We start from the raw sequence: 25,646 nt of genomic DNA, 5'->3' as shown, positions 1-25,646 counted from the left end.
TACCACCCGCAAAAACCATCCCTTTCCTCTTCTCTCTTTACCAAAAGACCCGGGGCCGCGTGGCAAAATACCACGCGGCCCCGGGCCTTTTATGATTGCACGATAGGGTGAGAAAAAAGCAGGAATTGATGCGGCGGGACTCAGCCCTCCTGGAAGACCACTTCGGTCTTGCCGTTCTCGCCCACCTCAATGGCAAAGCGCTCGGCGGCCAAGTCCATGGTCAGGGCAGCGGTGTGGCCCTCCTTCTCCCAGCGCAGGGTCAGCTGAGCGGGAGCCGGGCTCTCCACGGTGAGCTTGGCATCCCAGCCGAAGGCGGGGCAGCTGTTGCGCAGGCGCAGCAGCTCCAGCTGGCGGCGCACCACCGGCTGCTCCAGCTTCTCCACCGCCTCCTCCAGGCTCAGGTTGGTGCGGTTGATCTCCTTGTGGCCTGCACCGCCGCCGCGGCGCACCGCCTCCAGATCGTTTTTGCCCGCAAACAGGTCCAGGTACCATACCTGGGGCTTGCCGGGCATGAACAGCTGCAGGGCACGGGCCATCAGCATCTTCCGGTCGCTTTCGCCCAGGGCGCTGTAGTAGGTGCAGTTCACCTGGTAGTACATGTTCTTCGCGCCGTGCAGGTCCTTTACCAGGCCGCCACGGCCCTTCAGGGTCTCCACCATGGCCAGGATGCGCTCCTCGGGCAGCAGGCCCTTCAGGTCCAGCAGGGGGATGCCGTCGTGGCAGCCCAGCATGTTCACCACACGCATGCCCTTTTGCTGGATGTCGTCGATCCAGCGCACCAGATACTCAAAGTTTTTGTGCTCGAAGGCATCCAGAATCAGGCCGGGCAGGAAGAAGTCGTAGGTCATGCAGCCCGCCTCGCACAGCTTCTCGTGGGTCTTCTCCCCGTAGCTGGCGTGGATCTCGGGCAGGATGCTCAAGCCGTATTTCTCGGCAATGCCGCCCACCCGCTGCAGCATCTGCCAGGTGTCCGGCTCGTTGAGGAAGTTCTTTGCGCCGGGGGTCTTGGGGGCATAGGCAAAGGCGTCCAGACGGATGATCTTTGCGCCGTAGTCCGCCAGCTTGCGCAGGGTCTCGTCGTAGAACTCCCACACCAGCGGGGAGGCCACGTTCAGATCCATCTGGCCCAGATAGCTGCGGCGGCTCTCCAGATGGTCCACCACCGCGGCCTTGTGGGCCTGGAATGCGCCGAAGTCCATGGCGGCGGGCTTTTCGCCCCGCTCCAGCGCCGCGTTCACCAGGTCCGCAATGCGGCTGGCCGCCTGGTACTGGATGCCCAAGCTCTCCACCAGCTCGCTGGCGTCCACCTTGCGGTAGCGCACCTCCTGATAGAAGGTGTTCCAGTAGGGCACCTCGCTGCCGTCCGGCATGCGCACCATCAGGATGGGCAGGCCGGGCTTGCGGAAGAACATATCCCGAATCAGCTCGGCATCCGGCTGGATGTAGCCCTCCTGGGTCATCTGGCCGTGGCCTTCCCAGAACTTGTTCCAGTTGATGAAGAAGTCCTTATAGCGGGAGTTCTCGCCGTTTTTGAGCAGGTCCTGGAACTGGGGCGACAGCACCGAGGCGTGGTTCAGAATCAGATCGAACTTCAGATCGATACCCAATTTGCGCAGCGCGTCCAGGTCGGCCTGACCGGCGTAGCACTCGTTCAGATTGTAGTCGATCACCGAGAAGCCCCGGTCCAAATCGGTGTTGAAGATACTGGGCAGGATGTAGAAGGCGTCGAAGGCGCCCTTCATCTCGCCCCGGCCCAGCAGGGCCACGATGTCGGCCAGGGTGCCGCCCATGCTGTCCGGGTAGGCGTTCAGCATCACACCGGCGGAAAGTGCGGTTTTGTTTTCCATTGCTCTGTTCCCCTTTCTCTCTTGTCGCGCCGCTCAGGCGTTGGCCATCAGGGCTTGGTAGTCGGCGTAGCTGAGCAGCTCGCCGCTCTTGGACAGAATCACAGCCGCCTTGTGGGCCTGAGAGGCCAGCAGGCCCTGCTCGATCTCCAGCACCATGGTGGTGAAGGGGCTGTCCACCTTGCCGTCCCGGTTGCGCTCGCGGCGGTGGGCCATGGTCTCGGCGGGGGTGCTGTTCAGCAGCACCGGCAGGTCCACACCGGCCAGGTTGTCGTTGTTGCTGTGGGTCCACTCGATGATCAGCACGCTGGTGGCGGAGAAGTCCACAGTCTCGGTCCACAGCTCGCTGGGGCGGCGGCCCATCCGCTTCAGAGCGATGTGCTCCGCGCCCGCCTGGAACTGGGCGATGATGCCGTTCACCCGGTCGAAGTCGATCTCGCTCGGGGTGCCCAGGTAGCCCTTCAGGCCACGGCGGCCCGCTGCCTGGTAAACGCTCAGCCAGCCGTACTCGCTGCACAGAGCCGGGTCCGCGTCCTTGTCCGCCTCCATCAGCTCGTGGAGCGTTTCGCTGATTTCAGCGGTGTGCAGGCCGGAGGCCACCAGACCCTTCAGGCCGAAGTCCCGGAACACGCGCAGACGCTCGGCGTCGTTGTACTCGGGGATACGGTGGGGGTAGTTGTCGCCGGACAGAATATAGCTCTTCGCGCCCAGCTGGCCCAGGTACCAGCCCAGCAGGGATGCGGTCTCGCTCTTGCCCACGCCGGAGCCGCCGCACACGCTGATCACGCACCGCTGCAGGGGCTTATTCTCCAGGGCGGCGATCATCTTGTCCACCAGAACGGGCAGGATGGTCTTTGCCTTGGCCACGTGGCTCTCGGTGATCAGCACCTTGTCGCCGGGCATGTCGCCGTGGGGAATCTCGGCGGGCAGGGTCATGGAATCCAGACGCTCGGCCAAGCCCTCGCGGGCAGCCTTCAGGGTGTTCAGCAGCGTGTTGTTCATAATAAGTTCTCCTTTGCGCTTTGGAATGGATGAAACCTTGTTCGGGCAGTGCCGCCTGAGCCGTCAGCCGGCATTGCCTTGGATATCTGCAAAGGCCCGTTTGACTTCCCCCCCGCCGCTGTGGGATAATACGCATATAGTATTTGTGCGGCGAGAGGAGCAACGGTCCTATGGCAACTTTAAAAGATGTGGCGCGCCTTTCCGGCGTGACGGTGACCACCATTTCCCGGATGCTGAACAACCGGGTCAACGTGAGCGAAAAGACCCGCGCCAAGATTCTGGCGGCCATGGAGGAGCTGGATTATCACCCCAACGAGCTGGCCCAGTCGCTCATCAAGCAGAAGAGCAGCTTCATCGGGCTGATCGTGCCCTCGGCGAAAAACTTCTTCTTCGGCGCGGTGATCGACTGTGTGGAGCGGCATGTGTGCGCCAGCGGCTACAAGCTGCTTTTGTGCGTGTCCGACCTGGACGTGCACAAGGAGGTGGAATACTTCCACATGCTGAAAAGCAACAAGGTGGCGGGGGTCATTCTGGCCAGCCACACCCAGAACCTTTCCGAGCACGTGAACCTGGCCAACCTGCCGCTGGTCACCATCGACCGCACCCTGGCGGACTCGGTGCCCAGCGCCTGCGCCGACAACTACGCCGGCGGCCGCCTGGCGGCGGAGCATCTGCTGGACCGGGGCTGCCGTCAGCTTGCCTACATCAGCGGCAGCGCGGGCATCGAGATGGACGCCAACAAGCGCTGGGTGGGCTTCTGCGATGTGTGCCGCGAGCGGGGAGCCGAACCTCCGGTGATGGTGGACGCCAGCGAGCGGGACTTCATCGCCATGCGCTACGAGCCGCTGATCCACCAGCTGTTCCAGGAGCACCCGGAGGTGGACGGGGTGTTCTCGTCCAACGATATCATTGCCGCCCAGGTGCTGCAGTATTGCAGCCAGCAGGGCATCGAGGTGCCCGGCCGGATGAAGGTGGTGGGCTACGACGACACCGACCTCGCCTGCCTGACCACCCCGCCCCTGACCACCATCCACCAGCCGGTGGAGGACATCTGCCGCTGGGCAGTGGATCGGATCGTGGCCGGCGAAAGCGCCGGTGCGCCGGAAGCAAGGGTCTTCCCGGTGGAGCTGATCTGCCGCCAGAGCACCTGAAACTCCCCTGTTCCTCCCTCATGATAAAAGATGCGGGGCAAAATGTCAATCGTTTGACATTTTGCCCCGCATACAAAATATGCCCTCGCTTTTGTGGATTTTTACCAAAAGCGAGGGCATTGTTGTTTCGGAATCTGCTGCCGAAGCGGTCAGGCCAGGCCCTGCTGCTCCAGCACGTGGCGGGCCACCGCCGCGTTGGTGTCAATCCAGGCACCCCGGCTGATCATATAGCCGATCAGGGTGCGCAACATCTGCACCCGGCTGGCCCGGCCGATGAACTGGGGATGCAGCACGAAGTTGATCATCCGGCCTTCATCCGCCAGAAAATCGAACTCCTCCTTCCAGATCTCCAGCATCTGGGCGGGGGATTTCAGCTCGTAGCGCTCGGGGGCGCTGTCGGTATAGAAATCGTAGGCGGTATCGTCAAAGATGGAATCCTTGGGCACCTCCACCAGCGGTACCGGCCTGCCGTTCACGCTGTGCAGGAAGGGGCCGTCGCTGTCCCGCCAGTTGGAGCTGGCAATATAGCCCCGCTCCACCAAAAGGTCCACAGTGTAGTCGTGAATCACCCCGCCGGGGGCCCGGTGGCTCACCATCTGCTGGCCGGTCAGGTCCCGGATCAGGGCCTCGCACCGCTCCATGGTGGCCTGCTCCTGGGCGCGGGTGGTGGTGGAAAATTCCTCGTGATAATAGCCGTGGAAGCCGATCTCGTGGCCCCGGGCGGCGATCTCCTTCACCACCTGGGGATACTGGTCCGCCACCACGCCGGGCACAAAAAAGGTGGCCTTCAGGCCGAAGTCATCCAGCATGGCCAGCAGGCGGGGCACCCCCTGCACCGGGCCGTAGGCCCCCCGGGACAGGTTTGTGATGTGGTCGGCGTTGCCGTCGCCCCGGGTGGTCCACATGGTCTCGGCATCCAGGTCAAAGCCCAGCATCACCGCAATCCGCTTGCCGCCGGGCCAGCGGATGCTCAGATCCCGGTTGCCCGGCCAGTTCTCATACAGCTTGCTGCTCACTGCGCATCTCCCCCTTCCCACTCCAGCACATAGCGGGCCACCTCTTCACAGGTGGCAATCCAGGCGCCCCGGCTCTTCGCGTGGGCAATGAAATCCCCCAGCATGGCCGCCCGGCTGGACCGGCCGATCATCTGCGGATGCAGCTTGAGCACCAGAATCTTGTCGCCCTCTGCGGCCAGCGCGTCCAGCTCGGCGCACCAGTCCGCCAGCACCTGCCGGTTGGGATACATGCTGCGCACCGCCGGGTCACTGAAGGTAAAGTAATAATAGGTGAAATCATCCAGCATCACGTCGCCGGGCAGCTCCACCAGCGCCCGGCCGGTCTCGTCCTGCGGCCACAGGTAGGCCCAGTCCCGGTCCTTCATGGAGGAGCTGTACAGATAGCCCCGCTGGCGCAGCAGCTTCGGGGTGAAGGGATGGATGATGCTCTCCGGTCCCCGGTGGCCCACCGGCTTTTTGCCGGTGACGGATTCCAGCAGCGCCTCGCTCTTTTCCAGAATGGCCTGCTCCTCCTCTTCCGAAATGCCCCGCCGGGACTCGTGCAGATAGCCGTGGGCCGCCAGCTCGTGGCCCGCCGCGTGAATCCGCTTCACCTGCTCCGGGTACCGCTCCACCACCGCGCCGGGCACAAAGAAGGTGCCCTTCACGCCGTGGTCCTCCAGCACCTGCAAGCAGCGAGCCAGACCGGTGTGGGGGCCGTACTCGCCCCGGGACTGGTCGGTGAAGCCGATTTTGGTGCCCTTGCTCTCGGCCCGGGAGATGCGCAGAAACTCCGCGTCGAAATCGAAGGTGAGCATCACCGCCACACGGGCCCCGCCGGGCCAGCGGATGCCCGGGCCGTTGGTTTTGCCGTCCGCTTCAAATTGCATATATTCACACTCCAAATCAGTAAATACACAAAAATACCGCAGACCGCCTTCCCGCGCCTGCTTTTTAAGTATAGCACAACAGCCCGATAAAGCAAGACCGATTTCCACGCATTTTCCTGCAAAGTTTTCCGCCAACCCACCATTAAAATCAATGTATATACATCTAATATGAATTGCCGTCTTTCTCTTTTGCGGCATCGCGCGGATTTTTCCACCCGGATCTTCCCCGGAAAAATTTTGAAAAAAGGCTTGCATGTCATGAATATTTATGCTATCATTCATACATTGCACCGTGCTATGGTGCTAAAGTGGCCCGCCGGAAAGCTTTCCCCGGGCCCCACAACAGGGATTCGATTCGAGAGGAGAACATCATACCATGAAAAAGATTGCATTAAGCATCCTGACCGCCCTGCTGGCGGGCGCGCTCTGCGCCTGTTCCGGCGGCGCCGCTTCTTCCGGCGCGGCAGCCTCCGGCAGCACTTCCGCTTCCGCCGCTCAGAGCACCACCTCCAGCGCTTCCGCCTCCACCAGCGCCAGCCAGACCGCCGACGCGGAAACCCCCTTCGCGGGCAAGACCGTGAAGGTGGGCTGCTCGGCCACCTTCGTGCCCTTTGAGTCCATCGAGATGGCCGCGGACGGCACCAAGACCTATGTGGGCATGAACATCGACATCGTGAAGGCCGTGGTGGAAAAGAACGGCGGTACCGTGGAGTTCCAGGATATGCCCTTCAAGAGCCTGATCGCCGCCATCCAGGCCGGTCAGATCGACTTCTGCAGCGGCGGCATGGCCCCCACCGAGGAGCGTCAGCAGACCCTGGACTTCTCCGAGGTCTTCTTCTACCCCAGAAACGCCATCGTCTACCGTGATACCGACAGCTATCCCACCCTGGACAGCCTGCAGGGCAAGACCGTTGCCTATGTGTTCGGCACCAACTACCAGCAGGTGGCCGAGAGCATCGAGGGCGTGAACGCCGTGGGCATCCAGGGCAGCCCCGCCTGCATTGAGGAAGTGAAGAGCAAGCGTGCGGACGCCTGCATCATCGACGGCGCCGGCGCGGTGGAATACCTGGGCGAGAACAGCGGCCTGGCCATGAGCCTGCTGGACAAGGACCCCAACGACTGCTTCGCCATCGGCTTCCCCAAGGATTCCCCCTACTACGAGACCTTCAACAACACCCTGAAGGAGATGATGGAGAACGGCGAGCTGGATTCCATCATCGCCAGCCACCTGAGCGAGGAGTTCATCGCGGACTGACCGCGGCTCTTTGCCCTCAACTGAATGGGAACTGACTGCTATGAATCTGGATTTTTCAATCGTCTGGCAATACTGGCCGTTTTTGTACCACGGCGCCCTGCTCACCCTGCAGATGACCTTCATCTGCGTGATCTGCGGCTTCGTTCTGGGCGTACTGCTCTCGCTGATCAAGATCAGCAAATGCACCCCGCTGGTCTGGTTCGGCCGGTTCTACACCTCCATCTTCCGGGGCACGCCCCTGCTGGTGCAGCTGTGTATCGTGCACTTCGGCCTGCCTCAGCTGCTGGGCGTCACCTTCACGGCCACCCAGTCCGGCATCCTCACCTTCTCGCTGAACTCCGCCGCCTATATCTCCGAAATCTTCCGCGGCGGCATCCAGGCCATCGACAAGGGCCAGTATGAGGCCGCCATGTCGCTGGGCGTGGGCTATAAGGACATGATGAAGGACATCATTCTGCCCCAGGCGGTGCGGCACATCCTGCCCAGCCTGGTGAACGAGGCGGTGGCCCTGCTGAAGGAGACCTCCATCCTCAGCTACGTGGGCGCGGTGGAGCTGCTGCGCGCCGCCGATCAGATCACGGTAATGACCTACCGCTTCTTCGAGCCTTATCTGGTGATCGCGGTGATCTACTATATCTTTGTAATGATTCTGTCGGCCTTTGCCAGCCGGCTGGAAAGGTGGGTGAACCGCAGTGATCTCGTTTGACAAGGTACATAAGAGCTTCGGCAAGCTGGAGGTGCTCAAGGGCATCGACCTGCAGATTCCCAAGGGCCAGGTGGTCACCCTGATCGGCCCCTCCGGCTCCGGCAAATCCACCATCCTGCGGTGCATCAACGGGCTGGAAATGCCCACCAGCGGCACCGTGACCGTGGACGGCGTGAACATCACCGACCCCAAGGCGGACATCCAGAAGGTGCGCCGGAACATCGGTATGGTGTTCCAGCACTTCAATCTGTTCCCTCACATGACCGTGATGGAAAACATGATCTACGCCCCCACCCACGTGGCGAAGGTCTCCAAGGAGGAGGCCCAGGCCAAGGCCATGAAGCTGCTGGAGCTGGTGGGCCTGACCGAAAAGGCGGACGCCTACCCTAACAAGCTTTCCGGCGGCCAGAAGCAGCGCATCGCCATTGCCCGCGCCCTGGCCATGGAGCCCCAGATCATGCTGTTCGACGAGCCCACCAGCGCCCTGGACCCGGAAATGGTCAAGGAGGTGCTGGAGGTCATCAAGGGCCTGGCCCACACCGGCATCACCATGGCGCTGGTCACCCACGAAATGGGCTTTGCCCGGGAGGTATCCGACCGAATCTGCTTCATTGACGACGGCCAGATCCTGGAGGACACCACCCCCGACCAGTTCTTCCGCCAGCCCGCCACCGACCGGGCCAAGGCATTTCTGGAAAAGGTGCTGTGAGCGCCGCATCTCAAAACAAGCCGACGCGGCGGGCATTTTCGCCCGCCGCTTTTTCAATCCACACGCAACACAAAAGGAGGAACGCCCCCACGGGCGCTGACGAGCTATGGAAAAACTTTGGGCAGGGCGGGCACAGGCCGCCACCAGTAAAATCGCGGACGACTTCAACTCGTCCATCCACATCGACTGCCGCATGTACCGGCAGGACATCACCGGCTCGCTGGCCCACGCGGCCATGCTGGCGGCCAAGGGCATCCTGAGCGGGGCGGACCTGGCTGCCATCACCACCGGGCTGGAGGGCATTTTGGCTGACCTGAACAGCGGCGCGCTGGCCATCGACCCCACCGCCGAGGACATCCACATGTTCGTGGAGGCGGAATTGACCAAACGCATCGGGGACGCGGGCAAGCGGCTGCACACCGCCCGCAGCCGGAACGACCAGGTGGCCACCGACCTGCGGCTCTATCTGCGGGACGCCTGCGCCTCGCTGCAGGGCCAGATCAAAGCGCTGCTGGAGGCCATTTATGAGCAGGCCAAGGCCAATCAGGATGCCATCATGCCCGGCTACACCCATCTGCAGCGGGCGCAGCCGGTGTGCTTTGCCCATCACCTGCTGGCCTGGGCGGCCATGCTGCAGCGGGACGTGACCCGTCTGCAGGACGCGGTGGCCCGCATGAACTACAGCCCCCTGGGCTGCTGTGCGCTGGCGGGCACCACTTACGACACCGACCGGGCCATGACCGCCGCGGCGCTGGGCTTCGACGGCGTGTGCCAGAACAGCATGGACGGCGTATCCGACCGGGACTTCTGCGTGGAGATTCTGAGCGCGCTGGCCCTTGTGATGATGCATCTTTCCCGCTTTTCGGAGGAGATCATCCTCTGGTCCAGCTGGGAGTTCAAATTTGTGGAGCTGGACGACGGCTTCACCACCGGGTCCAGCATCATGCCCCAGAAGAAAAACCCGGACATGGCGGAGCTGGTGCGCGGCAAGACGGGCCGGGTGTACGGCGATTTAATGGGCACACTGACCATGCTGAAGGGCCTGCCGCTGGCCTACAACAAGGACATGCAGGAGGACAAGGAGGCCATCTTCGACGCCATCGACACGGTGAGCCAGTGCCTTGGAGTGTTCGCGCCGATGGTGCGCACCATGAAGCCGCTGAAGGCGAACATGTACGCGGCGGCGCAGAAGGGCTTCATCAACGCCACCGACCTGGCGGATTACCTGACCTGCAAGGGGATGCCCTTCCGCAGCGCCTACAAGCTGACGGGCCAGCTGGTGGCGAAATGCATCGCGGAGGGCAAGGTGCTGGAGGAGGTGAGCCTGGAGGAATACCAAGGCCTGAGCGAGCTGTTCGACGCGGATGTATACGAGGCAATTGACCTAAAAGCCTGCGTGGCGCGGCGCACCAGCGAAGGCGGCACCGGCCCGACCTCGGTGACGGCCCAGCTGCAGCAGCTGGAAGCGTTTTTGGCGAAGATGTGAGGGATTTTGATAGAAAAAAGGAGCACCCCGGGCGGGTGCTCCTTTTTGTTATGCGCGGCGAACCATACGCAGCGCAGTATTCAGTACAAAAGCCACATCGTTCCGTTTGATAAACAGATAAACCAGGTATGCCACCGCATAGATGGCAAGACCCGCAATACCGCCCACAAACCAGCTGGCCCCGACGAAGACGATCGTGAGGGCAAGCTCCAGCACAATGTCGGTTTTCACATTCACATCCAACACGGTGGAAAGCAGCAGCTCGGCAAACACGCAACGGAACGCTAGCAGGAACACGATGGACGCGACCGCCAGGTCCAGATTGTGCAGCCAGTAAGTGGTGATCAGCGTAATAACCACACTGAGCGACACGGTGGTCACGTTGACCAGAAGCAGCCATTTCTCCTTGCGGAGAGTCTTCATGTAGGTTTCAATGAGCATACTCATCTTGCTCTCAAACACGCACATGGGGAACAGCAGCGCCATGTAGACCAAACTGTCCGCATACTGGGGCAGCCAGGCAGAGAGGATCACCTTTGCAGGATAATAGAAAATCAGCATTCCCAGCAGAGGGATCATCAGGCAGGTGCGCATGGTGTTGTAAATGCCGGAAAGCTTGTCCGAATTGGTACGCCGCAGCATGGGAAACATGACCAAAGCAACCGCCCGGATGAATACCATGAGCAGGTTGGAAACCGACATAGTGAGCGACACCTTGCCGAAGGTAGCCACATCCCATTGGTTCTCAATGGACAGCCGCACAAAGCCAATAATCAGCATGCTGGCAATATTGGCGAACATCAGCTTTATGCCGACAGAGATATTCGCCCACGCCTCTTTCAGAGAAACTTGCAGCCCGGCAGGCTTTGTGGAAAGGATATCCCGGCACTGATAAATGCTATACAACAGAGCGCAACCTTTGCCCAGAAGGTCCGCCAAAATCATAGGGATGAAGCTGTGCGTTCCGGCAAGTAGAGACAGCACCACCGCCGTGATGTAAATTACTTTTTCCAGAACCGTGAGGGTCGCATATTCCTTGATGCGGTTCGTACATTGCAATATATATTGCAGCAAAGTTCGCGGCAATACAAGGAATACAGAAATACCAGTAAGCGCTAAAACAATCGCTTTGTCTTGCGGTGAAGCCAATGTGAAACCCGCTAAACAAATCAGTAAGCCGAACGCTACTTCAACTCCACTGTACAGCCAAAACTGACCGCTGAATTTCGACTTGTCCAGCTTATCGTAATATTCTCCGCCATAGCGTAGAAATATGCCATCTGCCCAGCCAAAATGTAAAAATCCAGTATAACTTATATAGAACAAATATAGTTGAAAATAGCCATAACTCTCTATTCCCAACTGTTTAGGAACGAAAAAAGTAACAATTGCAGAAATGATAAATGAAACAACATTAGAGACGAATGTATATGTGAAGCTTTTAAATACGCTTTTCATCCTTTTCTCCTTGGCTCTTCACAAAGCACTTCTGTGTCAATAAAATCAGTACAATAAAATACTTAAGCCATTCAGCCAGAATGCTAAAATACTTATCATCAAAAAATTGGTTAACCAGCGGATACATGAGCATCGACAAGCCCACCAAGCATAACAGGTTGATTTTTTTTCCATTAAACGTCTTCACATAAAGTATTCCATAAAAAAATCCCAAACAAAGTTCTATGACATACGCCCACCACATGCCGAAATCAGCGGCATAGTAATATAGACCTGTGTACACATTAGTAGGATATCCATAAACCGAAACAAATGGTTGAACAATATCAACTGGCTGAGTCCCCCACCCCAACTGATGAAGAACAGCAATAAAAAACCGGAATGTATTTCCTCCCATCTTCAATTCAGGTCCGCTTTGCATATATTGTTTAAATGCTACAAACGGAGATGAAAAGTAGGAATTTAATACATATTGCATTAACTCTTTCGGGTTATCATACCACTTCCCGTATTTCCAAAAAGAACTTATAACAATAACAATCGCTAATCCAATAAAAGCAGCTAATCCAATTTTTATTACTCTGATATTATCCGGCCTATAGGCAAACAAAAACATAAAGACCAGCGTAATCGCAAGCATGAACCAAACGCCTCGGTGAGAACTGAGAACATGTGGGACCAACGGAATTGCACTCATAATTGCTCTAAATCCGTTTCTCTTTGATCTGTTAACAAAAAATATCCCAACATTAACAAAAAAGAAAACCGTTTCAAACAAAAAGAAGAAGCTTGCAAATGCACCAGCTTGATAATTAAGCTTAATTGCCGACCAAATATTATATGCTGACCCTCTCGCAGATATCAACATTTTCCAAAGCTGAACCATTGAAAAAGAAAATTCTGCCATCCATATAATCCAAAAAAAAGATGTGGAAAAATACACATCACTCTGCATTGGAGTATTGGCCAACTTCTTCCCGATCAGCGGAATAAAAAATCCTACAGAAAAGAAAATCACCGCAAAAAAATAGCACGAATAAAACCATTCATTCGATTCGCTTTCACCGTATGCAAACACAATTAATATGTAAGATACTAAAAAAACAAGTCCTATAATTATGGGTGGTGCACTTATATGTTTAACCATCCGAAGTGTCAAACATATCCATCCAAATAAAGCTATACTCAAGAATAATACTGCCATAACATTCCCTTCACAATATAATACATAAATTGCTTAGAATTTGCCCAGTAGTATTTTTATGCGCAACATTAAATTTTCCTTCCTGTTCATTCTTTTAACTTGAGGATACCCTATCAATTTGATTTTTCCCAACAATGTATCTGGATACTGGCTTATAACACAAAGCAAATTATATGCTCTCGTGTTTTTTCTTAACTCATTCGGAAAAGTCATCAGAAATTTCTTTGCCACTTCGCTCTGTTGCGGATACTTTTTCGAGAAAATTGCCTTTTTCTTGTTTACAATCCACCACTTTATTCCTCTGGCTGAACCAATAGCATTTTTTCCATGTTGCCGATAATACACCATAGGTTTATCGTCATACACTACTTTTCCCAAATAAAGGCATGTCCGAAAAGCCCATGAATCATGGCCACATACTCCACCAGGATACAGCTTTTTAATCAACTCCAAAGCTTTTGGCGTAAATACAAAGGTCAACCCACCAGCAAGCCCTGATTGAGTCATAATTTGCTCAATTGGCCGGTCAAACATATTTACGCCAAGGGGCGAAAAGCTTCTGGATACTGCAAGCTTTTCATCTGTAACCCAAACATTTCCAGCATAAAGGCAAACTGGATTTTCTTCTCTCTTTAAGAACTCCACTGCCCGAATCAATTTTGCAGGCATCCATACATCATCTTGATCCGAAAAAGCATAGTAATCAGCTTCTTTGGCATTTTTCATCAATTCAAAATAGCTTTTTTGCCATCCGATATTCTTTGACATCTCAATATGTATTTGATCGGGATATTCCTTTTGATATTTTTCCAATATCTCTATTGTTGAATCTGTAGATCCGTCGTCCCGTACGCACAAAATCACATACACATTCTCTTGTTTGAGAATGCTTTCAATTTGCTCGGAAAGATATTTTTCGCCATTATAAGTCGACAAAAGCACACATACTTTTGGCATAGTTGAAAGATTTTCTTTCATTTCTTTCACACTACCTTTTAATTATTCTTTTGAGCTTCAAGGCATAAATCAAAGCCTTATACCATGACATTGTTCCCAATTTTTTATAAGCTGCTAAATATCCTCTTTCATTCGCTATTGTAATGAATTCTTTTCGTTTGCAATTAGGCTTTCTACCCTTGAAAAGATAGGGATTTTCCGCTTCAATATCCTTTTTTAAGGACTGCTCCAATTTTAACGAATCAGCCAAGCATATTTGTTTCAATATATCTTGCCCTTTATCTCCACAAATAACAGCTGACGTCAATTTACCTATGTCGTCCCCTTTATACCCCCAAAAATCGCCAATCAATATGTCCCCAGGCAAGTTGTCCCCTTTATACTGGCAGTTCCCATCATTGCATGTTTGAGAACCAAAATAGTTTTCAAAGAACCCCCTAAGATACCTGTTTTCATTAATTTCCTGCCGTACTTTTTTCCCGCTCTGAAATGTTATCTGTACTGCATTGTCATTTCCATCCAGACCATGATACCTAAAAATAACATTTTCTATTTTCCCATGCTTTGCTTCCATGTCCTTTTTCCACAATGCAAACATTTGAGGAGATGTATTTCCATGGCAGAATATTCCGCAGGTAAGCAGATTTTCCTTCTTTCCAAAATAATTATTTGCAGCTGCAACTTGGCAGGGTGTTCCCGTAAACAACACCTTTTCCCCGCGTTTCAATAAATCGCTGATCTCACGGAAAACTTCGGTTGTATCGCTCCACACATATTTGCTTCCGCGCATACGTTCCACTTCGTCCAGTCGGTTTGTAACAATATGCCGAGCCGTTAGGGTATCATCCCATACACATCCCGCTACATATCCACCTTGCTGAAGGAAGTATCGCGCCAGCGAGTAAAAAACACCTCCCGACGCGCTTTTATATTGTTCATTGATCGTTGAAGCCGCCGCAAAGCAAGTTCTGTCTTCTAGCTGAGGCATCTTCTGTTCCCAGTTTAAATGGGGGCAAACCCGATCACACGCTCCACAGTGGATGCACTTTTCCTCATCTATCTCCGGGTATAAAAAGCCATCGTTTCCCATTTCCATTTGAATGGCTCCTGTCGGGCACTTCTGTGCACATGCACCACAGTGATAGCATCGTTCTTCATGGCTGAAATCCAGCATGATATTCTCCTTTTATCTAAACTCATTCAATGCCTGGCACAAATATTCCATACTGGCTTGGCGCAGTTCTTCAAGCTTCGGCCGGGCATATGTATAGTCCGGTACCCAGTCCTTCTCTTCGATTGGCTCCTCCAGATTTTCTCTATAATGCGAATACAAGCCAACCTGTTTCAGAAAATCCACCTTTCGTCCCGGACGAATAAAGTCATTTACACTAATCAAATTCTTGCCGAAATTAACCGCAAAAACAGTTCCGTGGAAAGAATTCGTAACTACAACCGCCGCATTGGCAATCAGTTCGACCACTTTTTGCGGAGAGGCATCACGCAGCACCGTTGCTCCCTCTACCGGCAATTCGCTACCCACAATTATGAGCCGAGCCTTTTTCTGCTCCGCAACAGATTTTGCCAGTTTGATCAGTTTTTGGGTTGCGCTTCGATTTGCCGCAGACATTACAAACACATAGTTTTCTTTTGTGTCATAGTCAATTTTCAAATATTTTGACCATTCCTCCGCTGTCAGAAGCAATGTAGGGTCCAATACAGTTTTGACTTCACGCCCCATTGCTTCCTGCAAAAGCTTCGCACTAGTAGCCTCACGTACGGAAAGGTAATCAAATCCGTTCAGATAGCTTAACACTTTTTCTCGATGCGGCTCGGTAAGCTTGTATTCTCCCATACTTGAAGCATACGCCACTTTCTTGCAATTCTCCGGTGCAAATTGTAAAAAGTAGATCGGGTTAGGAACTCCATCTGTAATATTGGGATTCCAAATTTGATCACTTCCGCTGATTGCACAGTCCACCGGCATCGCCTTCTCAATAAGCTGTGCTTCGGTATAGAACTCCGTAAGATTCAAATATTCATCGCGAAATTCTTTAAAAGCATTTAATCTGTTTTTTCTGATCTTATAAGCAGAAAGGTCTACCAAGGCATGCAATATTTTTTTAATTCCACTTCCAATCTGTGTACGAACGATTTTTAAATCCTTGCTTGTGAACAATGGCCGGTAATTAACCACTTTCACATCGGCATTGGGGCACAACTCAGAAACCACTTGCTGAAGCGCAAACGTTTGCAAAACAGCACCATAATTGATCGCCTCAAAAGTTGTAGTAATTCTTATTTTTTTCATGTTAGCGCTCCACTGTATACTTTTTTCAAAATTTCTTTATAGGACTGTTTATCCGAAAACACGTTTGCTCTTACGCAGCAATTTTTCTTTATTTGATCCCAGTCAACTTCACCATTTAGCAGTTTGAAAATGCTTTCTTCATACTGACTTTTTTCTGAACAAATTCCCCCACAGGACTCATTGACAATATTTTTCAATCCACCAACACCACTGCACAGAACAGGAAGTCCCAGCGAAAGTGCTTCCACAGCCGCCAAACCAAACCCTTCCCATGCAGAAGGCATAACCATGATTTTCCCACATTTTAAATAGGTATACGGATTCGATTGAAATCCAACCAGCTCAATTGTGTCCTGTAAATCATTTTCGCTGAGATAACTTCTCACTTCTCCAGCAAGCTCGCCATCACCAATCATACGAGCTGTAACACCAGGAATCTTTTCTTTTACCTGTTTTACAATTTCGCAAAATAACAGCGGTCGTTTCGGAGCTGACAATCTTCCCAAAAACACAAGATCCACATCGCCGCATGTACAAGGTTCCTGCGCCATCCGGCGAACCCTTTCCACATCCACAAAATTCCCAAGAACGGTATTTTTTCCGTTCATAAGCCATCCAAACAAGTATTCCTTTTGAACGGATTCCGAAACGCTGATAACCTGTTGAATGCGCGGCAATGCCAACGCAAACATCATACTCTTGGGATGGATTTTCCCAAGCCAGGGCGGATTGTTGTGCAGGTGTGCAATGACGGGAGTTTTGCCGGCAGCCCAGGCCGCATTCGTCGCCATATTAAAATCATGCGCGTGAATAACATCCGGCTTTAATTCTGTAATCGCTTTTTTCACTGAGCCCATCTTGCTGGATTCCAGTGCATAAAAACGGTGGCCAGCCTCCTCCACCACCTTGCGGATCGGGCCATCTGGCGACGCATAAATCATTTCCTCTTCCAGGAAAAGATTCATGATTGTAAGCACTACATTTTCAGCCCCGGAAAATTTATCTGACTTTAACAAATGCAAAATACGCATATGGTTTCCTTCCGTTTAAATCCCTACCGTTTCAACAGAGGTGCCATTCACACATCCATAAATATTTTCCATGCGTTTTTCCACCTCTGTTTTATCGAATTCCTCGTAAGCTTTTTGGTTTGGCGCTTGTTTTTGTCCAACGCTCTTCCGCATAATATCTGCAATTTTTTCCTCATCCGCCGGAGGGAACAACCGGCTTTGCTCCAACAAATCCACATTGCCCCGAATATTGCTGGCAATACATGTCACACCAGCCGATACCGCTTCCAAAAGTGCTACCGAAAGTCCTTCGCGGAAGGAGGGAAAGACAAACAAGTCGCTTGCCTTTAAAATCTCGCGCACATCATTTCGGAATCCTAGCAAATGAACATACTGGCTTACTCCTAATTTTTCTGACAGACTGTTTAACTCGTTCCGCAGCTCGCCCTCTCCGCAAATCAGGTAATAAGAGTTGGGGATATCCGCCTTCGCAAACGCTTTGATTGCAGTGGAGTGGTTTTTGTTGGCGTTCAAATCCCCCACCGAAAGCATCACGAATGCATCTTCCGGCACACCCAATTCCCGGCGCTTCTGGATACGGTCCACTTTCAGGTCATGAATCCCCTTCACATCGATGCCCACACCGGGAATCTTATAGGCTTCACCCCGAAGGCGGAACGTCTTGGCTGCCTGATAATCCTCTTCGTTAATAGTAATCAACCCATCGGTATAGCGCGCCAGCCACCGCTCGATGGTTTCGTAGATCAGTCGGTTCTGCAGCGGGCATCCCTTATAGAAATGAAACCCATGAGCGGTGTACAGTACCGGCGCTGTTTTGGTTGCTTTGGCAGCCAGCCGCGCCAACACACCTCCCATGGGCGTATGGCAATCCACCAGATCGAACTGTTCCCGCTGCATCAACGCCTTCAACTGCCGGTACGCATTCAGGTTGCGCACCGAAAAAGGCGAACGAGCGATATCGATCTGGTGGATCGTTACATTCAATTTTTCCAGGATGGATTTTGCGTCCACATCCCTTTCCTGCTCAAAATTACTGGCACAATGGACCTCGTAACCCATAGATTGCAACAATTTGATGTTGTTTTGCTCGAACATCACAAAGAAACGCGCGGTGTTGGCTACAAAAATCACCTTGCGCTCTTTTTGTAACTGGCTCATTCCTCTCCACCCTTATACATTTATAATTCACATCGCCCGGCGGTGCTCGCGCACCATCTGGGCCTCCTGCTGGAACTGCACGAATTCACGCTGCTCCACCTTCTCTTCGGCCAGCTGCTCCTGCTGGTAGCGGCGCACTTCGTCCCGGTGATGATGCGCCCGCACGCCTTCCTGGATGTCCTGACGGCCCAGCACCTTCAGCACACTGTCGAAAAACACCTTCGCGTCAAAGGCCATGCTCACGTTTTTTAAGTACTCCCGGTCGTAGAACACCTTGTCATAATCGCTCAGCAGGTCGCGGCCATTGATCTGCGCCCAGCCCGTGATGCCCGGCTTCAGCTGGTCCACCCCGTAGTACCGGCGCAGAAAATGCACGCTGCGCTCCTGTCGGATCAGGGGCCGGGGCCCGATCAGGCTCATGTCGCCTGTAAGAACATTGAACAGCTGCGGCAGCTCATCAATGCTGGTATCCCGCAAAAAGCGCCCCAGCTTGGAGATATAGGCGTCGGCGTTCTGCAGCTCGCCGGTGGCCGAGTATTTGGGCGCGGTGCTCTTCATGGTACGGAATTTTGTAATATAGAACACGTGGCTGCCCTGGCCCACCCGCTTCTGGCGGAAGAACACCGGCTCGGTGGGGCTGCTCAGCTTCTGCAGCAGTGCCACCACCGCAAAGGGCACCGCCAGCACCACCAGCGCCATGGCCGCGATCACCACATCAAAGCACCGCTTCTGCCGCAGATACCGCCGCTGGGCACCGGTCAGCGGAATGCGATGCTGCTTCATGATCCTGCGGATCGATACATATTTCTTTTTGACCTTCATCGCCGTTCTTCTCCCCCTGGAATTTTTAACGCTCCCCTATTTTCATCCACGCAAAACACCCCGGGCGGCCGGGCTGCCCAGGGGGATTTTGCGTTGGCGGTTTTCGTTTGCGCGTGACGGAACGGCTGCGATGGGCCATTTTGCCTCGCCCTCGCAGTTGCCCCGGCAAACGCAGCCGCTGCATCTCCCCCTATGTTGCGGGTGCTGCGCTGAAAATTGCCGTGTCGTTTCCGCTTTACCGTAAAAGGAAAGCGGATTTTATCTATGTTATACACCAGTATTTTAATCATAACGCAATTTGCATCTTTTTTCAACGAAAACGGTGGAATTGGCTGAAGATTCGTCTAATTGGTAAAAAAGCCGGAAGAAATGCGAATAATATTGATTTTTCTGCTGGAAATCTCCCCTTTTCCCCTCGTTCCCATGGCTCGTTTTTTGGCTTCATTGCCCGGCTTTTTTGCTTATTTGTGCGTCCGGACCGCTGCTCTGCCCCTTTTGCCGGGAATTTCTCTTGGTCATTCCATGGAAAAATCGCGCATTTTATTGACAAATGTGTCATAAATGGTGTACCATGTCATCTAGATAACCCGGCAACGCATTTTCCTATTAAAATAAGTAAACGGAATGCAGAAGGAGAAAATCATGAGCGAAACCAAACAGACCGCCCTGGTCATTATGGCGGCGGGCATCGGCAGCCGTTTCGGCGGCGGCATCAAGCAGCTGGAGCCCGTGGGCCTGCACGGCGAGATCATCATGGACTATTCCATTCACGACGCCATTGAGGCAGGCTTCAACAAGGTGGTCTTTATCATCCGGCACGACATTGCCGAGGCCTTCCGCGAAGCGATCGGCGACCGCATTGCCGCCACCTGCGCCCGTCTGGGCGTGGAGATCGCCTACGCCTACCAGGAGAAGGAAGATCTGCCCGCAGGCGTGTCTCTGCCCGCAGACCGCACCAAGCCCTGGGGCACCGGCCAGGCGGTTCTGGCCTGCAAGGGCCTGCTGAACGAGCCCTTCGTGGTCATCAACGCGGACGACTACTACGGCAAGGAAGCCTTCGTGAAGATTCACGACTTCCTGGTGCAGGACCACGGCGACAGCGAGCTGTGCATGGCAGGCTTTGTGCTGAAGAACACCCTGTCTGAGAACGGCGGCGTGACCCGCGGCATCTGCCGCATGGACGCAAGCGGCTATCTGACCGACGTGGAGGAGACCTCCAACATCGTGAAGACCGCCACCGGCGCCGAGGTGGAGGGCAAGCCCGTGGATGCGGACTCTCTGGTTTCCATGAACATGTGGGGCCTGACTCCCGCCTTTATGGACCTGCTGGACAAGGGCTTTGTGGAGTTCTTCGCCAACACCCCGGAGGACAAGATTCTGAAGGCCGAATACCTGCTGCCCATCTACATCGACCAGCTGCTCAAGCGCAGCGCGGTGTCGGTGAAGGTGCTGAAGACCGACGACAAGTGGTTCGGAGTGACCTACAAGGAGGACAAGGACTTCGTTGTGGCCAGCTTCCGGGCACTGATCGAGGCGAGCGTTTACAAGGAAGACCTGTTCAGCGACCTGTAAGCCGCTGACCTTCCGGCGTTTTCCCCAAAAGCGCTTCAACAAAACTGCAAAACCAAAAGGCGGCTGCCTTCCCAAACCGGGAAAGGCAGCCGCCTTTTTCTGTGCTTTTTTCCTTTTGGCTGAGTTAGGGCCCCCGCCGGCCGTTTCACTCCTCCACCGGAGCCGACAGCCGCAGCACATAGCGGGCCGGGTCGGTGACCGAGAGATAATTGATCACGTCCTGTTCGTACACGTCCCCCGCCAGATGCAGCCCCCGGCGGGCCAGCTCCTCCAGAAAGAGGGCGTAGGCGGTGGGCAGCTCGTCGTAGCCGCCCTGGTAGTAATACACCGCCCAGGTCCCGGCAGGGCAGGTCCACAGGTGGGGATGCTCCACCGGGCCGGGCAACGGGCTGAAATAATAGGCCTCCAGAAAGCGGCCCTGCAGCGCTCTTTCCCGGGGGATGATCTCCCCGGCCTGGAAGCCGGTTCCCAGGCCGCACTGCTCACACTCCGCAAAATGGGCCTGCATGGCGCGGGCGAACTGGCGCTCGGTGGGCGGGGTGCGGTAGCCGGTGGGGGTGGCGATCAGGTACCGCTCGCGCTGCCGGGTCAGACTCAGGCGGCCGCAGACGCTCTCCTCGCCCTCCCGCATGGCATCCAGCGTCTGCTCCAGCGACTGGATCATCCGGTCGATCTCGGCCCGGCGGGCCCGCAGGTCCTGCACCTTGCCTTCCAGCAGCCGGATGCCGGTGGGCACGTCGGCGTTCTGCAGATAGCGCCTGATCTCGCTCAGCGGGGTCCCGCTGGCCTTCAGAACAGCGATCAGGTCCACGGTGGTGAACTGACTCAGGGTATAGTAACGATAGCCGCTGGGGGCCACAAAGGCGGGCTTTAAGACGCCGGTGTGATCGTAGTGGAGCAGGGTATCCCGGCTGAGGCCGCACAGGGCGGCAAACTCGCTGATTTTATAATAATTTTTCATAAAATTCTCCCTTGGCCGGTGCGGCAAAAGAATGTAAAAGTCTCTTGACTCGTGGGTTACACCATAGTTTACAATGGTTTCCATCACAACGCAAGGAGTCCTTTTATGAAACGGGCAATTTCGCAGGAATTCAGCTTCTGGCGGCTGCTGGCCTTCTCGGTGCCGGCGGTGGCCATGCTGGTGGTATCGTCGCTGTACACGGCGGTGGACGGGGTGTTCGTATCCCGGTTTGTGGGCAGCGACGGGCTTTCGGCCATCAACATCGTGCTTCCGCTGGACACGCTGGCCTTTGGCGTGGGCATCATGTTCGGCACCGGCACCAGCGCCATCGTGGGGCGCAAGCTGGGCCAGGGTGAGGCGAAGGCCGCCGATCAGGATCTGACCCTGGCCACCCTGGCGGCGGGGGTTCTGGGCGCGGCGCTGAGCGTGCTGGGCCTGGTATTTCTGGAGCCGCTGGTGCGGCTGCTGGGCGCCAGCGACCGGCTGCTGCCCTACTGTGTGGAATACGGGCGCATCCTGTTCGGGTCGGCCTTCTTCACGGTGATTCAGGTGATGTACCAGGCGCTGTTCATCACCGCCGGGCGGGGACGTATTGCCCTGTGGCTGACGGTGAGCAGCGGCGTGCTGAATCTGGTGCTGGACTGGCTGCTGATCGGGGTACTGGATCTGGGCATGACCGGCGCGGCCCTGGGCACGGTGAGCGGTCGGATTCTGGGCGGGCTCTTCCCCCTCTTCTACTTTTTAAAGGACCGGAGCACTCTGCGCTTTCGCCGCCCCCGGTGGGACCCGGGCATGCTGGCGCTGGCCATGGGCAACGGGTCCTCAGAGATGGTCTCCAACCTGGCCATCTCGGTGACCACCCTGCTGTTCAATCTGTCCATGCTGGCGCTGGCCGGGGAGGACGGTCTGGCCGCCATGACCATCGTGCTGTACGCCCAGTTCGTGTACACGGCGGTGTCCATGGGCTTTGCCACCAGTGCCGCCCCGGTGATCAGCTACCACTTCGGCAGCGGCAACACCCGATATTTACAGCGGCTGTTCCGTTACTGCCTGGGGGCCATCGGACTGATCATGGCGGCCATGATGGCGGCGGCGATGCTCTTTGCCCGGCCGCTGATCGGTCTGTTCACCCCGCCGGGCGGGGCGGTGTTCGAGCTGGCGCTCCACGGCTTCTGGGTATTTCTGTGGAACTTTTTGTTCGCCGGGTTCAACATCTTTTCCTCCTCCCTGTTCACAGCTCTGTCCAACGGGGCGGTGAGCGCGCTGATCTCGTTTCTGCGCACGCTGGTGTTCGTGGTGGGCAGCATTTTACTGCTGCCCCGGCTGCTGGGGCTGGACGGCATCTGGCTGGCGATTCCGGTGGCGGAGGGCCTGACCTTCCTGATCGCGGCGGCGCTGGTCATCCGCTACGGCCGAGAGCCTTATCATTATCTGCGCTGAGCCTTTTGCACACAAAACGGCAAAAAAACGGCGAACCTTACCGCATTGTAAGGCTCGCCGTTTTAAAATACAAATCTTAAAGCTGTTCCAGCAAATAGCCGCCGCCCCGCAGCGACGAAATCTCCAGCCGGGACTCCTGGCTGTTCAGCTTTTTGCGCAGGCGGGAGATCAGGGTCCAGAGGGCGCGGCTCTCGGCGTGGGCGTCCAGGCCCCACAGCGCCTCCATCAGCTCCTCCTGGCTGACCTTGCGCTCGGCGGCGCGGGCCAGCAGCAGCAGGGCGGTGAACTCCTTCTGAGTGAGCTGGATGTCCTTGCCGTTCACATGGCCGGTCATGGTGAGCAGGTCCAGCTTGAGGCCGCCGTAGCCGAAGTAGAGGCGCACCTCCTCGGCGGCCCGCAGCCGGGCCTCGATGCGCGCCACCAGCACCTCCAGGTCATAGGGCTTGGCCAGATAGTCGTCGCCGCCGGCCCGCAGGCCCTCCACCACGTCCTGGTTTTCGCCCAGGGCGGTGAGGAACAAAATGGGAATGGGCCGCTGGGCCTTCAATTCCCGGCACAGCTCCAGGCCGCTGCCGTCCGGCAGCAGGATGTCCAGCACGATCAGGTCCACCGGGTGCCAGCGCAGCTGCTCCCGGGCCTGGGCCGCGGTTTCCGCCTGCAGCACCTGGTAGCCCCGCAGGGTCAGCAGCTGGGCGTTGATCTTCATAATGTGGGGGTTGTCCTCCACCAGCAGGATGGTACTCACTGCTCTTCCTCCTTTTTCACGGTGAAGGTGATGGTCGTGCCCTTGGGGCCGGTGCGCTCCACCCAGATGCGGCCGCCGTGGGCCTCCACTGCCTCCCGGCAGATGGTCAGCCCCAGGCCGGTGCTGCCGCTGCCGCTATAACCCTGTTCAAAGATGCGGGGCAGGTCCGCCGGGGCGATGCCGCTGCCGGTATCCGCCACCTGAAAGAGGATGAATCCGTCCTCTCCGGCACCGGCACTCAGGGTGATGGTGTCGTTTTTGGTGTGGCGGTTGGCGTTGATGACCAGATTGAGAAACACCTGCAGCAGCATCTCGAAGCTGCCGTGGGCCTTCTCGCTGCAGGCAGAGCTCACCCGCACCTTGTTCTGGTTCTTCACGCAGATGGGCGCGCTGATGGCCCGCACCCGGTCCAGCAGGTCCGCCGTGTCCACCCGCTCGAACCGCAGCTCGCTGGTGTGGCCGTAGGAATATTCCATCAGCCGGGTGACCATGTCGCCCAGCCGCCGGGCCTCCTGCTGGATGGTCTTCAGGTTTTCCGGGGTCTCCCGGTCCACCCGGTCCGCCGCCAGCTGGATGCCGGTGAGCTGAGCATAGCCGGAAATCACGGTGAGGGGGGTCTTCAGCTCGTGGGCGATCCGGTGCAGGAATTCCAGGTTCATCCGGTTCATCCGCTCCAGCATCTCGCCCCGGCTGCGGCTCTCGATGAGGGCCGTCTCCCGCTGCTGAATGCGCAGGCTCACCGCCGCCCCGTTCAGGAACACAAAGCCCAGCATGCCCCAGGCCGCGGTGCCGTAATGGCTCACGTCCGAGCTGCGGCCGGTGAGCAGCACCTCGTGCAAAAGGCTTGCCACCAGCACCGCAAAGCCGCTGAGCACCAGCGCGTCGGCGGTCTCCAGCCCGCCCCGGCGCACAAAGCCGCGCACCGTGCCGAATACCAGGTACACAAGATACGGGATGGACAGGGAATACACCGCCGTGGACACGCTCACCAGCTGCCGGGTGGGCAGCGTGCCGATGAGCACCGCCGCCGCGCCCGCCGCCGCCAGATACACCGTCAGCGGCCAGTGGGCGGTGGCCTTTGCGTACATGCACTTGAGCAGCAGCAGGATGGACACCGGCATCAGCATCACCATGCAGATGAACAGCCGGTAGGCAAAATACCAGGAGGTATCCTCCGGCAGCAGGTGGACGATGTAGAAGTTCTGGTCCCGCAGGGCCATGAGCACGCAACAGAGGGTCAGGCACAGGTAGGCGGCCCGGCGGCGCATGGCCGCGTTCATCAAAAAGTAGAGCGCCAGCAGCAGCAGGCCGCCGCTGAGGGTGAGGGAAATCAGGTCGTTGCCTGCCTTGAAGTCCTCGATGTTCTGCGGGCTGGACAGATACAGCACCGGGATGTGCCCGCCGTCCTTATGTACGTAGTTGCCGTACTGGACCACCAGCTCGATGATGCCGTCTTCCCCGGCGCACGCCGGCAGGGTCATGTAACCCACCCGGGGCACAAAGTCCTCCAGGGTCCCGGCCGGGTTGCCGAAGGCCGCCACCTCGCTGCCGTTCACAAACACCCGGGTGGCGTAGTCCACCGAAAAGCCGCAGAGGGCGTAATACGCCCCGGGCGTTGCCCGGATGCGCAGCCGGTGGGTGCCGTAGGCATAGTCCGAGGGAGAGACCTCCTCCCCGGCAGGCTGGCCGGTGCGGCCGGCCGCGAAATCCTCGCTGGTGTAAAGGGCCTCGGGGTAGAAATCCCAGCTGCCCTCCAGCTGGAACAGCCCGGCAGCGGCGTCCTGGTTTTGCAGGTCCAGCCAGCCGTCTTCCACCCGGAGCAGCTGCACCGGCACACTGCGCAGGGTGAACAGGCCCTGCAGCAGCTGGAGGGCCAGCACCACCAGCACAACCAGCAGCAGCCACCGCAGCTTCTGCATCCGCTTGCCTGTTTGCTTCACGGCACTCCCTCC

At 56.2% G+C, this 25,646-nt stretch carries 23 protein-coding genes; 7 read left to right on the top strand and 16 right to left on the bottom strand.

Annotated elements, in window-relative coordinates:
- Positions 1–140: 140 nt before the first annotated feature.
- Both PH256_RS07870 and PH256_RS07865 read right to left on the bottom strand, forming a co-directional pair.
- A complete protein-coding gene (locus PH256_RS07870) occupies positions 141–1,847 on the bottom strand; it encodes an alpha-amylase family glycosyl hydrolase (protein WP_270913677.1) in 1,707 nt (568 codons plus the stop codon).
- A gap of 33 nt (positions 1,848–1,880) precedes the next feature.
- A complete protein-coding gene (locus PH256_RS07865) occupies positions 1,881–2,846 on the bottom strand; it encodes an adenylylsulfate kinase (RefSeq protein ID WP_333766325.1) in 966 nt (321 codons plus the stop codon).
- 170 nt (positions 2,847–3,016) lie between these two features.
- Here PH256_RS07865 and PH256_RS07860 point away from each other — a divergent pair, with 170 nt between their 5' ends.
- Positions 3,017–3,997: a LacI family DNA-binding transcriptional regulator gene (locus tag PH256_RS07860; RefSeq protein WP_087183875.1), complete on the top strand. Its 981-nt coding sequence runs from the start codon at positions 3,017–3,019 to the stop codon at positions 3,995–3,997.
- Positions 3,998–4,146: 149 nt separating this feature from the next.
- Here the strand turns inward: PH256_RS07860 and PH256_RS07855 are convergent, their stop codons facing one another.
- Positions 4,147–5,013 (bottom strand): polysaccharide deacetylase family protein, encoded by an 867-nt coding sequence (locus tag PH256_RS07855; protein WP_242956121.1) that lies wholly within the window; start codon positions 5,011–5,013, stop codon positions 4,147–4,149.
- Positions 5,010–5,882, bottom strand: coding sequence for a polysaccharide deacetylase family protein (locus PH256_RS07850; RefSeq protein ID WP_270913675.1), 873 nt, complete (start codon positions 5,880–5,882; stop codon positions 5,010–5,012). The genes PH256_RS07855 and PH256_RS07850 overlap by 4 nt, the downstream gene beginning before the upstream one ends.
- A 376-nt stretch (positions 5,883–6,258) precedes the next feature.
- Here PH256_RS07850 and PH256_RS07845 point away from each other — a divergent pair, with 376 nt between their 5' ends.
- The 4 genes from PH256_RS07845 (at position 6,259) to argH (ending at position 10,038) form a co-directional block, all read left to right on the top strand.
- Complete coding sequence (locus PH256_RS07845; RefSeq protein WP_270913674.1) at positions 6,259–7,137, top strand: transporter substrate-binding domain-containing protein; 879 nt, start codon at positions 6,259–6,261, stop codon at positions 7,135–7,137.
- 40 nt (positions 7,138–7,177) lie between these two features.
- Positions 7,178–7,843, top strand: coding sequence for an amino acid ABC transporter permease (locus PH256_RS07840; RefSeq protein ID WP_087183878.1), 666 nt, complete (start codon positions 7,178–7,180; stop codon positions 7,841–7,843).
- Positions 7,830–8,552 carry an amino acid ABC transporter ATP-binding protein gene (locus tag PH256_RS07835; RefSeq protein ID WP_270913673.1) on the top strand — a complete coding sequence of 241 codons (723 nt, stop codon included), beginning with the start codon at positions 7,830–7,832 and terminating at the stop codon, positions 8,550–8,552. Before PH256_RS07840 ends, PH256_RS07835 begins: the two co-directional genes overlap by 14 nt.
- Before the next feature lie 106 nt (positions 8,553–8,658).
- Entirely contained in the window at positions 8,659–10,038 is a 1,380-nt protein-coding gene (gene argH, locus PH256_RS07830; RefSeq protein ID WP_270913672.1) for an argininosuccinate lyase, read from the top strand.
- A gap of 48 nt (positions 10,039–10,086) precedes the next feature.
- On the opposite strand, the gene PH256_RS07825 is transcribed toward argH, so the two are convergent.
- The 9 genes from PH256_RS07825 to PH256_RS07785 form a co-directional block, all read right to left on the bottom strand.
- Positions 10,087–10,839: a hypothetical protein gene (locus tag PH256_RS07825; protein WP_270913671.1), complete on the bottom strand. Its 753-nt coding sequence runs from the start codon at positions 10,837–10,839 to the stop codon at positions 10,087–10,089.
- Between the two features lie 640 nt (positions 10,840–11,479).
- Positions 11,480–12,700: an O-antigen polymerase gene (locus tag PH256_RS07820; protein WP_270913670.1), complete on the bottom strand. Its 1,221-nt coding sequence runs from the start codon at positions 12,698–12,700 to the stop codon at positions 11,480–11,482.
- Positions 12,701–12,733: 33 nt separating this feature from the next.
- Positions 12,734–13,678 carry a glycosyltransferase family 2 protein gene (locus tag PH256_RS07815; protein WP_270913701.1) on the bottom strand — a complete coding sequence of 315 codons (945 nt, stop codon included), beginning with the start codon at positions 13,676–13,678 and terminating at the stop codon, positions 12,734–12,736.
- A 10-nt stretch (positions 13,679–13,688) separates the two neighbouring features.
- A complete protein-coding gene (locus tag PH256_RS07810; RefSeq protein WP_270913669.1) occupies positions 13,689–14,831 on the bottom strand; it encodes a Coenzyme F420 hydrogenase/dehydrogenase, beta subunit C-terminal domain in 1,143 nt (380 codons plus the stop codon).
- Positions 14,832–14,843: 12 nt separating this feature from the next.
- The gene (locus PH256_RS07805; RefSeq protein WP_270913668.1) at positions 14,844–15,965 is read right to left on the bottom strand and encodes a polysaccharide pyruvyl transferase family protein; all 1,122 of its coding nucleotides are present in this window, start codon (positions 15,963–15,965) and stop codon (positions 14,844–14,846) included.
- A complete protein-coding gene (locus PH256_RS07800; protein WP_270913667.1) occupies positions 15,962–16,996 on the bottom strand; it encodes a glycosyltransferase in 1,035 nt (344 codons plus the stop codon). The genes PH256_RS07805 and PH256_RS07800 overlap by 4 nt, the downstream gene beginning before the upstream one ends.
- Positions 16,997–17,011: 15 nt before the next feature.
- The gene (locus tag PH256_RS07795; protein ID WP_270913666.1) at positions 17,012–18,154 is read right to left on the bottom strand and encodes a glycosyltransferase family 4 protein; all 1,143 of its coding nucleotides are present in this window, start codon (positions 18,152–18,154) and stop codon (positions 17,012–17,014) included.
- 27 nt (positions 18,155–18,181) lie between these two features.
- On the bottom strand, positions 18,182–18,937 hold the full coding sequence (locus tag PH256_RS07790) for a sugar transferase (protein WP_270913664.1): 756 nt from the start codon (positions 18,935–18,937) through the stop codon (positions 18,182–18,184).
- Positions 18,938–18,972: 35 nt separating this feature from the next.
- Positions 18,973–19,266 carry a hypothetical protein gene (locus PH256_RS07785; protein ID WP_270913663.1) on the bottom strand — a complete coding sequence of 98 codons (294 nt, stop codon included), beginning with the start codon at positions 19,264–19,266 and terminating at the stop codon, positions 18,973–18,975.
- A gap of 352 nt (positions 19,267–19,618) precedes the next feature.
- Between PH256_RS07785 and PH256_RS07780 the strand changes: the two genes are divergently transcribed.
- A complete protein-coding gene (locus PH256_RS07780; protein ID WP_270913662.1) occupies positions 19,619–20,548 on the top strand; it encodes a nucleotidyltransferase family protein in 930 nt (309 codons plus the stop codon).
- Positions 20,549–20,693: 145 nt separating this feature from the next.
- Here PH256_RS07780 and PH256_RS07775 read toward each other — a convergent pair whose 3' ends face one another.
- A complete protein-coding gene (locus PH256_RS07775; protein WP_270913661.1) occupies positions 20,694–21,509 on the bottom strand; it encodes a MerR family transcriptional regulator in 816 nt (271 codons plus the stop codon).
- Between the two features lie 105 nt (positions 21,510–21,614).
- On the opposite strand from PH256_RS07775, the gene PH256_RS07770 reads away from it, so the two are divergent.
- Entirely contained in the window at positions 21,615–22,949 is a 1,335-nt protein-coding gene (locus PH256_RS07770; RefSeq protein WP_270913659.1) for an MATE family efflux transporter, read from the top strand.
- Positions 22,950–23,025: 76 nt separating this feature from the next.
- Here the strand turns inward: PH256_RS07770 and PH256_RS07765 are convergent, their stop codons facing one another.
- Entirely contained in the window at positions 23,026–23,694 is a 669-nt protein-coding gene (locus PH256_RS07765) for a response regulator transcription factor (protein ID WP_270913658.1), read from the bottom strand.
- Positions 23,691–25,634: a sensor histidine kinase gene (locus tag PH256_RS07760; protein ID WP_270913657.1), complete on the bottom strand. Its 1,944-nt coding sequence runs from the start codon at positions 25,632–25,634 to the stop codon at positions 23,691–23,693. The genes PH256_RS07765 and PH256_RS07760 overlap by 4 nt, the downstream gene beginning before the upstream one ends.
- Positions 25,635–25,646 lie beyond the last annotated feature (12 nt).

The organism is Allofournierella sp. CML151, from assembly GCF_027853465.1.
GTDB lineage: Bacteria > Bacillota > Clostridia > Oscillospirales > Ruminococcaceae > Allofournierella.
Note: the sequence above shows the minus strand (reverse complement) of the source record. Positions and strands in the feature narration are given on the sequence as shown.

Coding starts and splice junctions, on each gene's coding strand:
- PH256_RS07850 (WP_270913675.1), bottom strand. CDS start 5,882: ATGCAATTTGAAGCGGACGGCAAAACCAACGGCCCGGGCATCCGCTGG.
- PH256_RS07870 (WP_270913677.1), bottom strand. CDS start 1,847: ATGGAAAACAAAACCGCACTTTCCGCCGGTGTGATGCTGAACGCCTAC.
- PH256_RS07785 (WP_270913663.1), bottom strand. CDS start 19,266: ATGATTAAAATACTGGTGTATAACATAGATAAAATCCGCTTTCCTTTT.
- PH256_RS07805 (WP_270913668.1), bottom strand. CDS start 15,965: ATGAAAAAAATAAGAATTACTACAACTTTTGAGGCGATCAATTATGGT.
- PH256_RS07790 (WP_270913664.1), bottom strand. CDS start 18,937: ATGAAGCAGCATCGCATTCCGCTGACCGGTGCCCAGCGGCGGTATCTG.
- PH256_RS07780 (WP_270913662.1), top strand. CDS start 19,619: ATGAGCGAAACCAAACAGACCGCCCTGGTCATTATGGCGGCGGGCATC.
- PH256_RS07825 (WP_270913671.1), bottom strand. CDS start 10,839: ATGTTCGCCAATATTGCCAGCATGCTGATTATTGGCTTTGTGCGGCTG.
- PH256_RS07800 (WP_270913667.1), bottom strand. CDS start 16,996: ATGCGTATTTTGCATTTGTTAAAGTCAGATAAATTTTCCGGGGCTGAA.
- PH256_RS07795 (WP_270913666.1), bottom strand. CDS start 18,154: ATGAGCCAGTTACAAAAAGAGCGCAAGGTGATTTTTGTAGCCAACACC.
- PH256_RS07815 (WP_270913701.1), bottom strand. CDS start 13,678: ATGAAAGAAAATCTTTCAACTATGCCAAAAGTATGTGTGCTTTTGTCG.
- PH256_RS07845 (WP_270913674.1), top strand. CDS start 6,259: ATGAAAAAGATTGCATTAAGCATCCTGACCGCCCTGCTGGCGGGCGCG.
- PH256_RS07860 (WP_087183875.1), top strand. CDS start 3,017: ATGGCAACTTTAAAAGATGTGGCGCGCCTTTCCGGCGTGACGGTGACC.
- PH256_RS07770 (WP_270913659.1), top strand. CDS start 21,615: ATGAAACGGGCAATTTCGCAGGAATTCAGCTTCTGGCGGCTGCTGGCC.
- PH256_RS07865 (WP_333766325.1), bottom strand. CDS start 2,846: ATGAACAACACGCTGCTGAACACCCTGAAGGCTGCCCGCGAGGGCTTG.
- PH256_RS07820 (WP_270913670.1), bottom strand. CDS start 12,700: ATGGCAGTATTATTCTTGAGTATAGCTTTATTTGGATGGATATGTTTG.
- PH256_RS07810 (WP_270913669.1), bottom strand. CDS start 14,831: ATGCTGGATTTCAGCCATGAAGAACGATGCTATCACTGTGGTGCATGT.
- PH256_RS07840 (WP_087183878.1), top strand. CDS start 7,178: ATGAATCTGGATTTTTCAATCGTCTGGCAATACTGGCCGTTTTTGTAC.
- argH (WP_270913672.1), top strand. CDS start 8,659: ATGGAAAAACTTTGGGCAGGGCGGGCACAGGCCGCCACCAGTAAAATC.
- PH256_RS07775 (WP_270913661.1), bottom strand. CDS start 21,509: ATGAAAAATTATTATAAAATCAGCGAGTTTGCCGCCCTGTGCGGCCTC.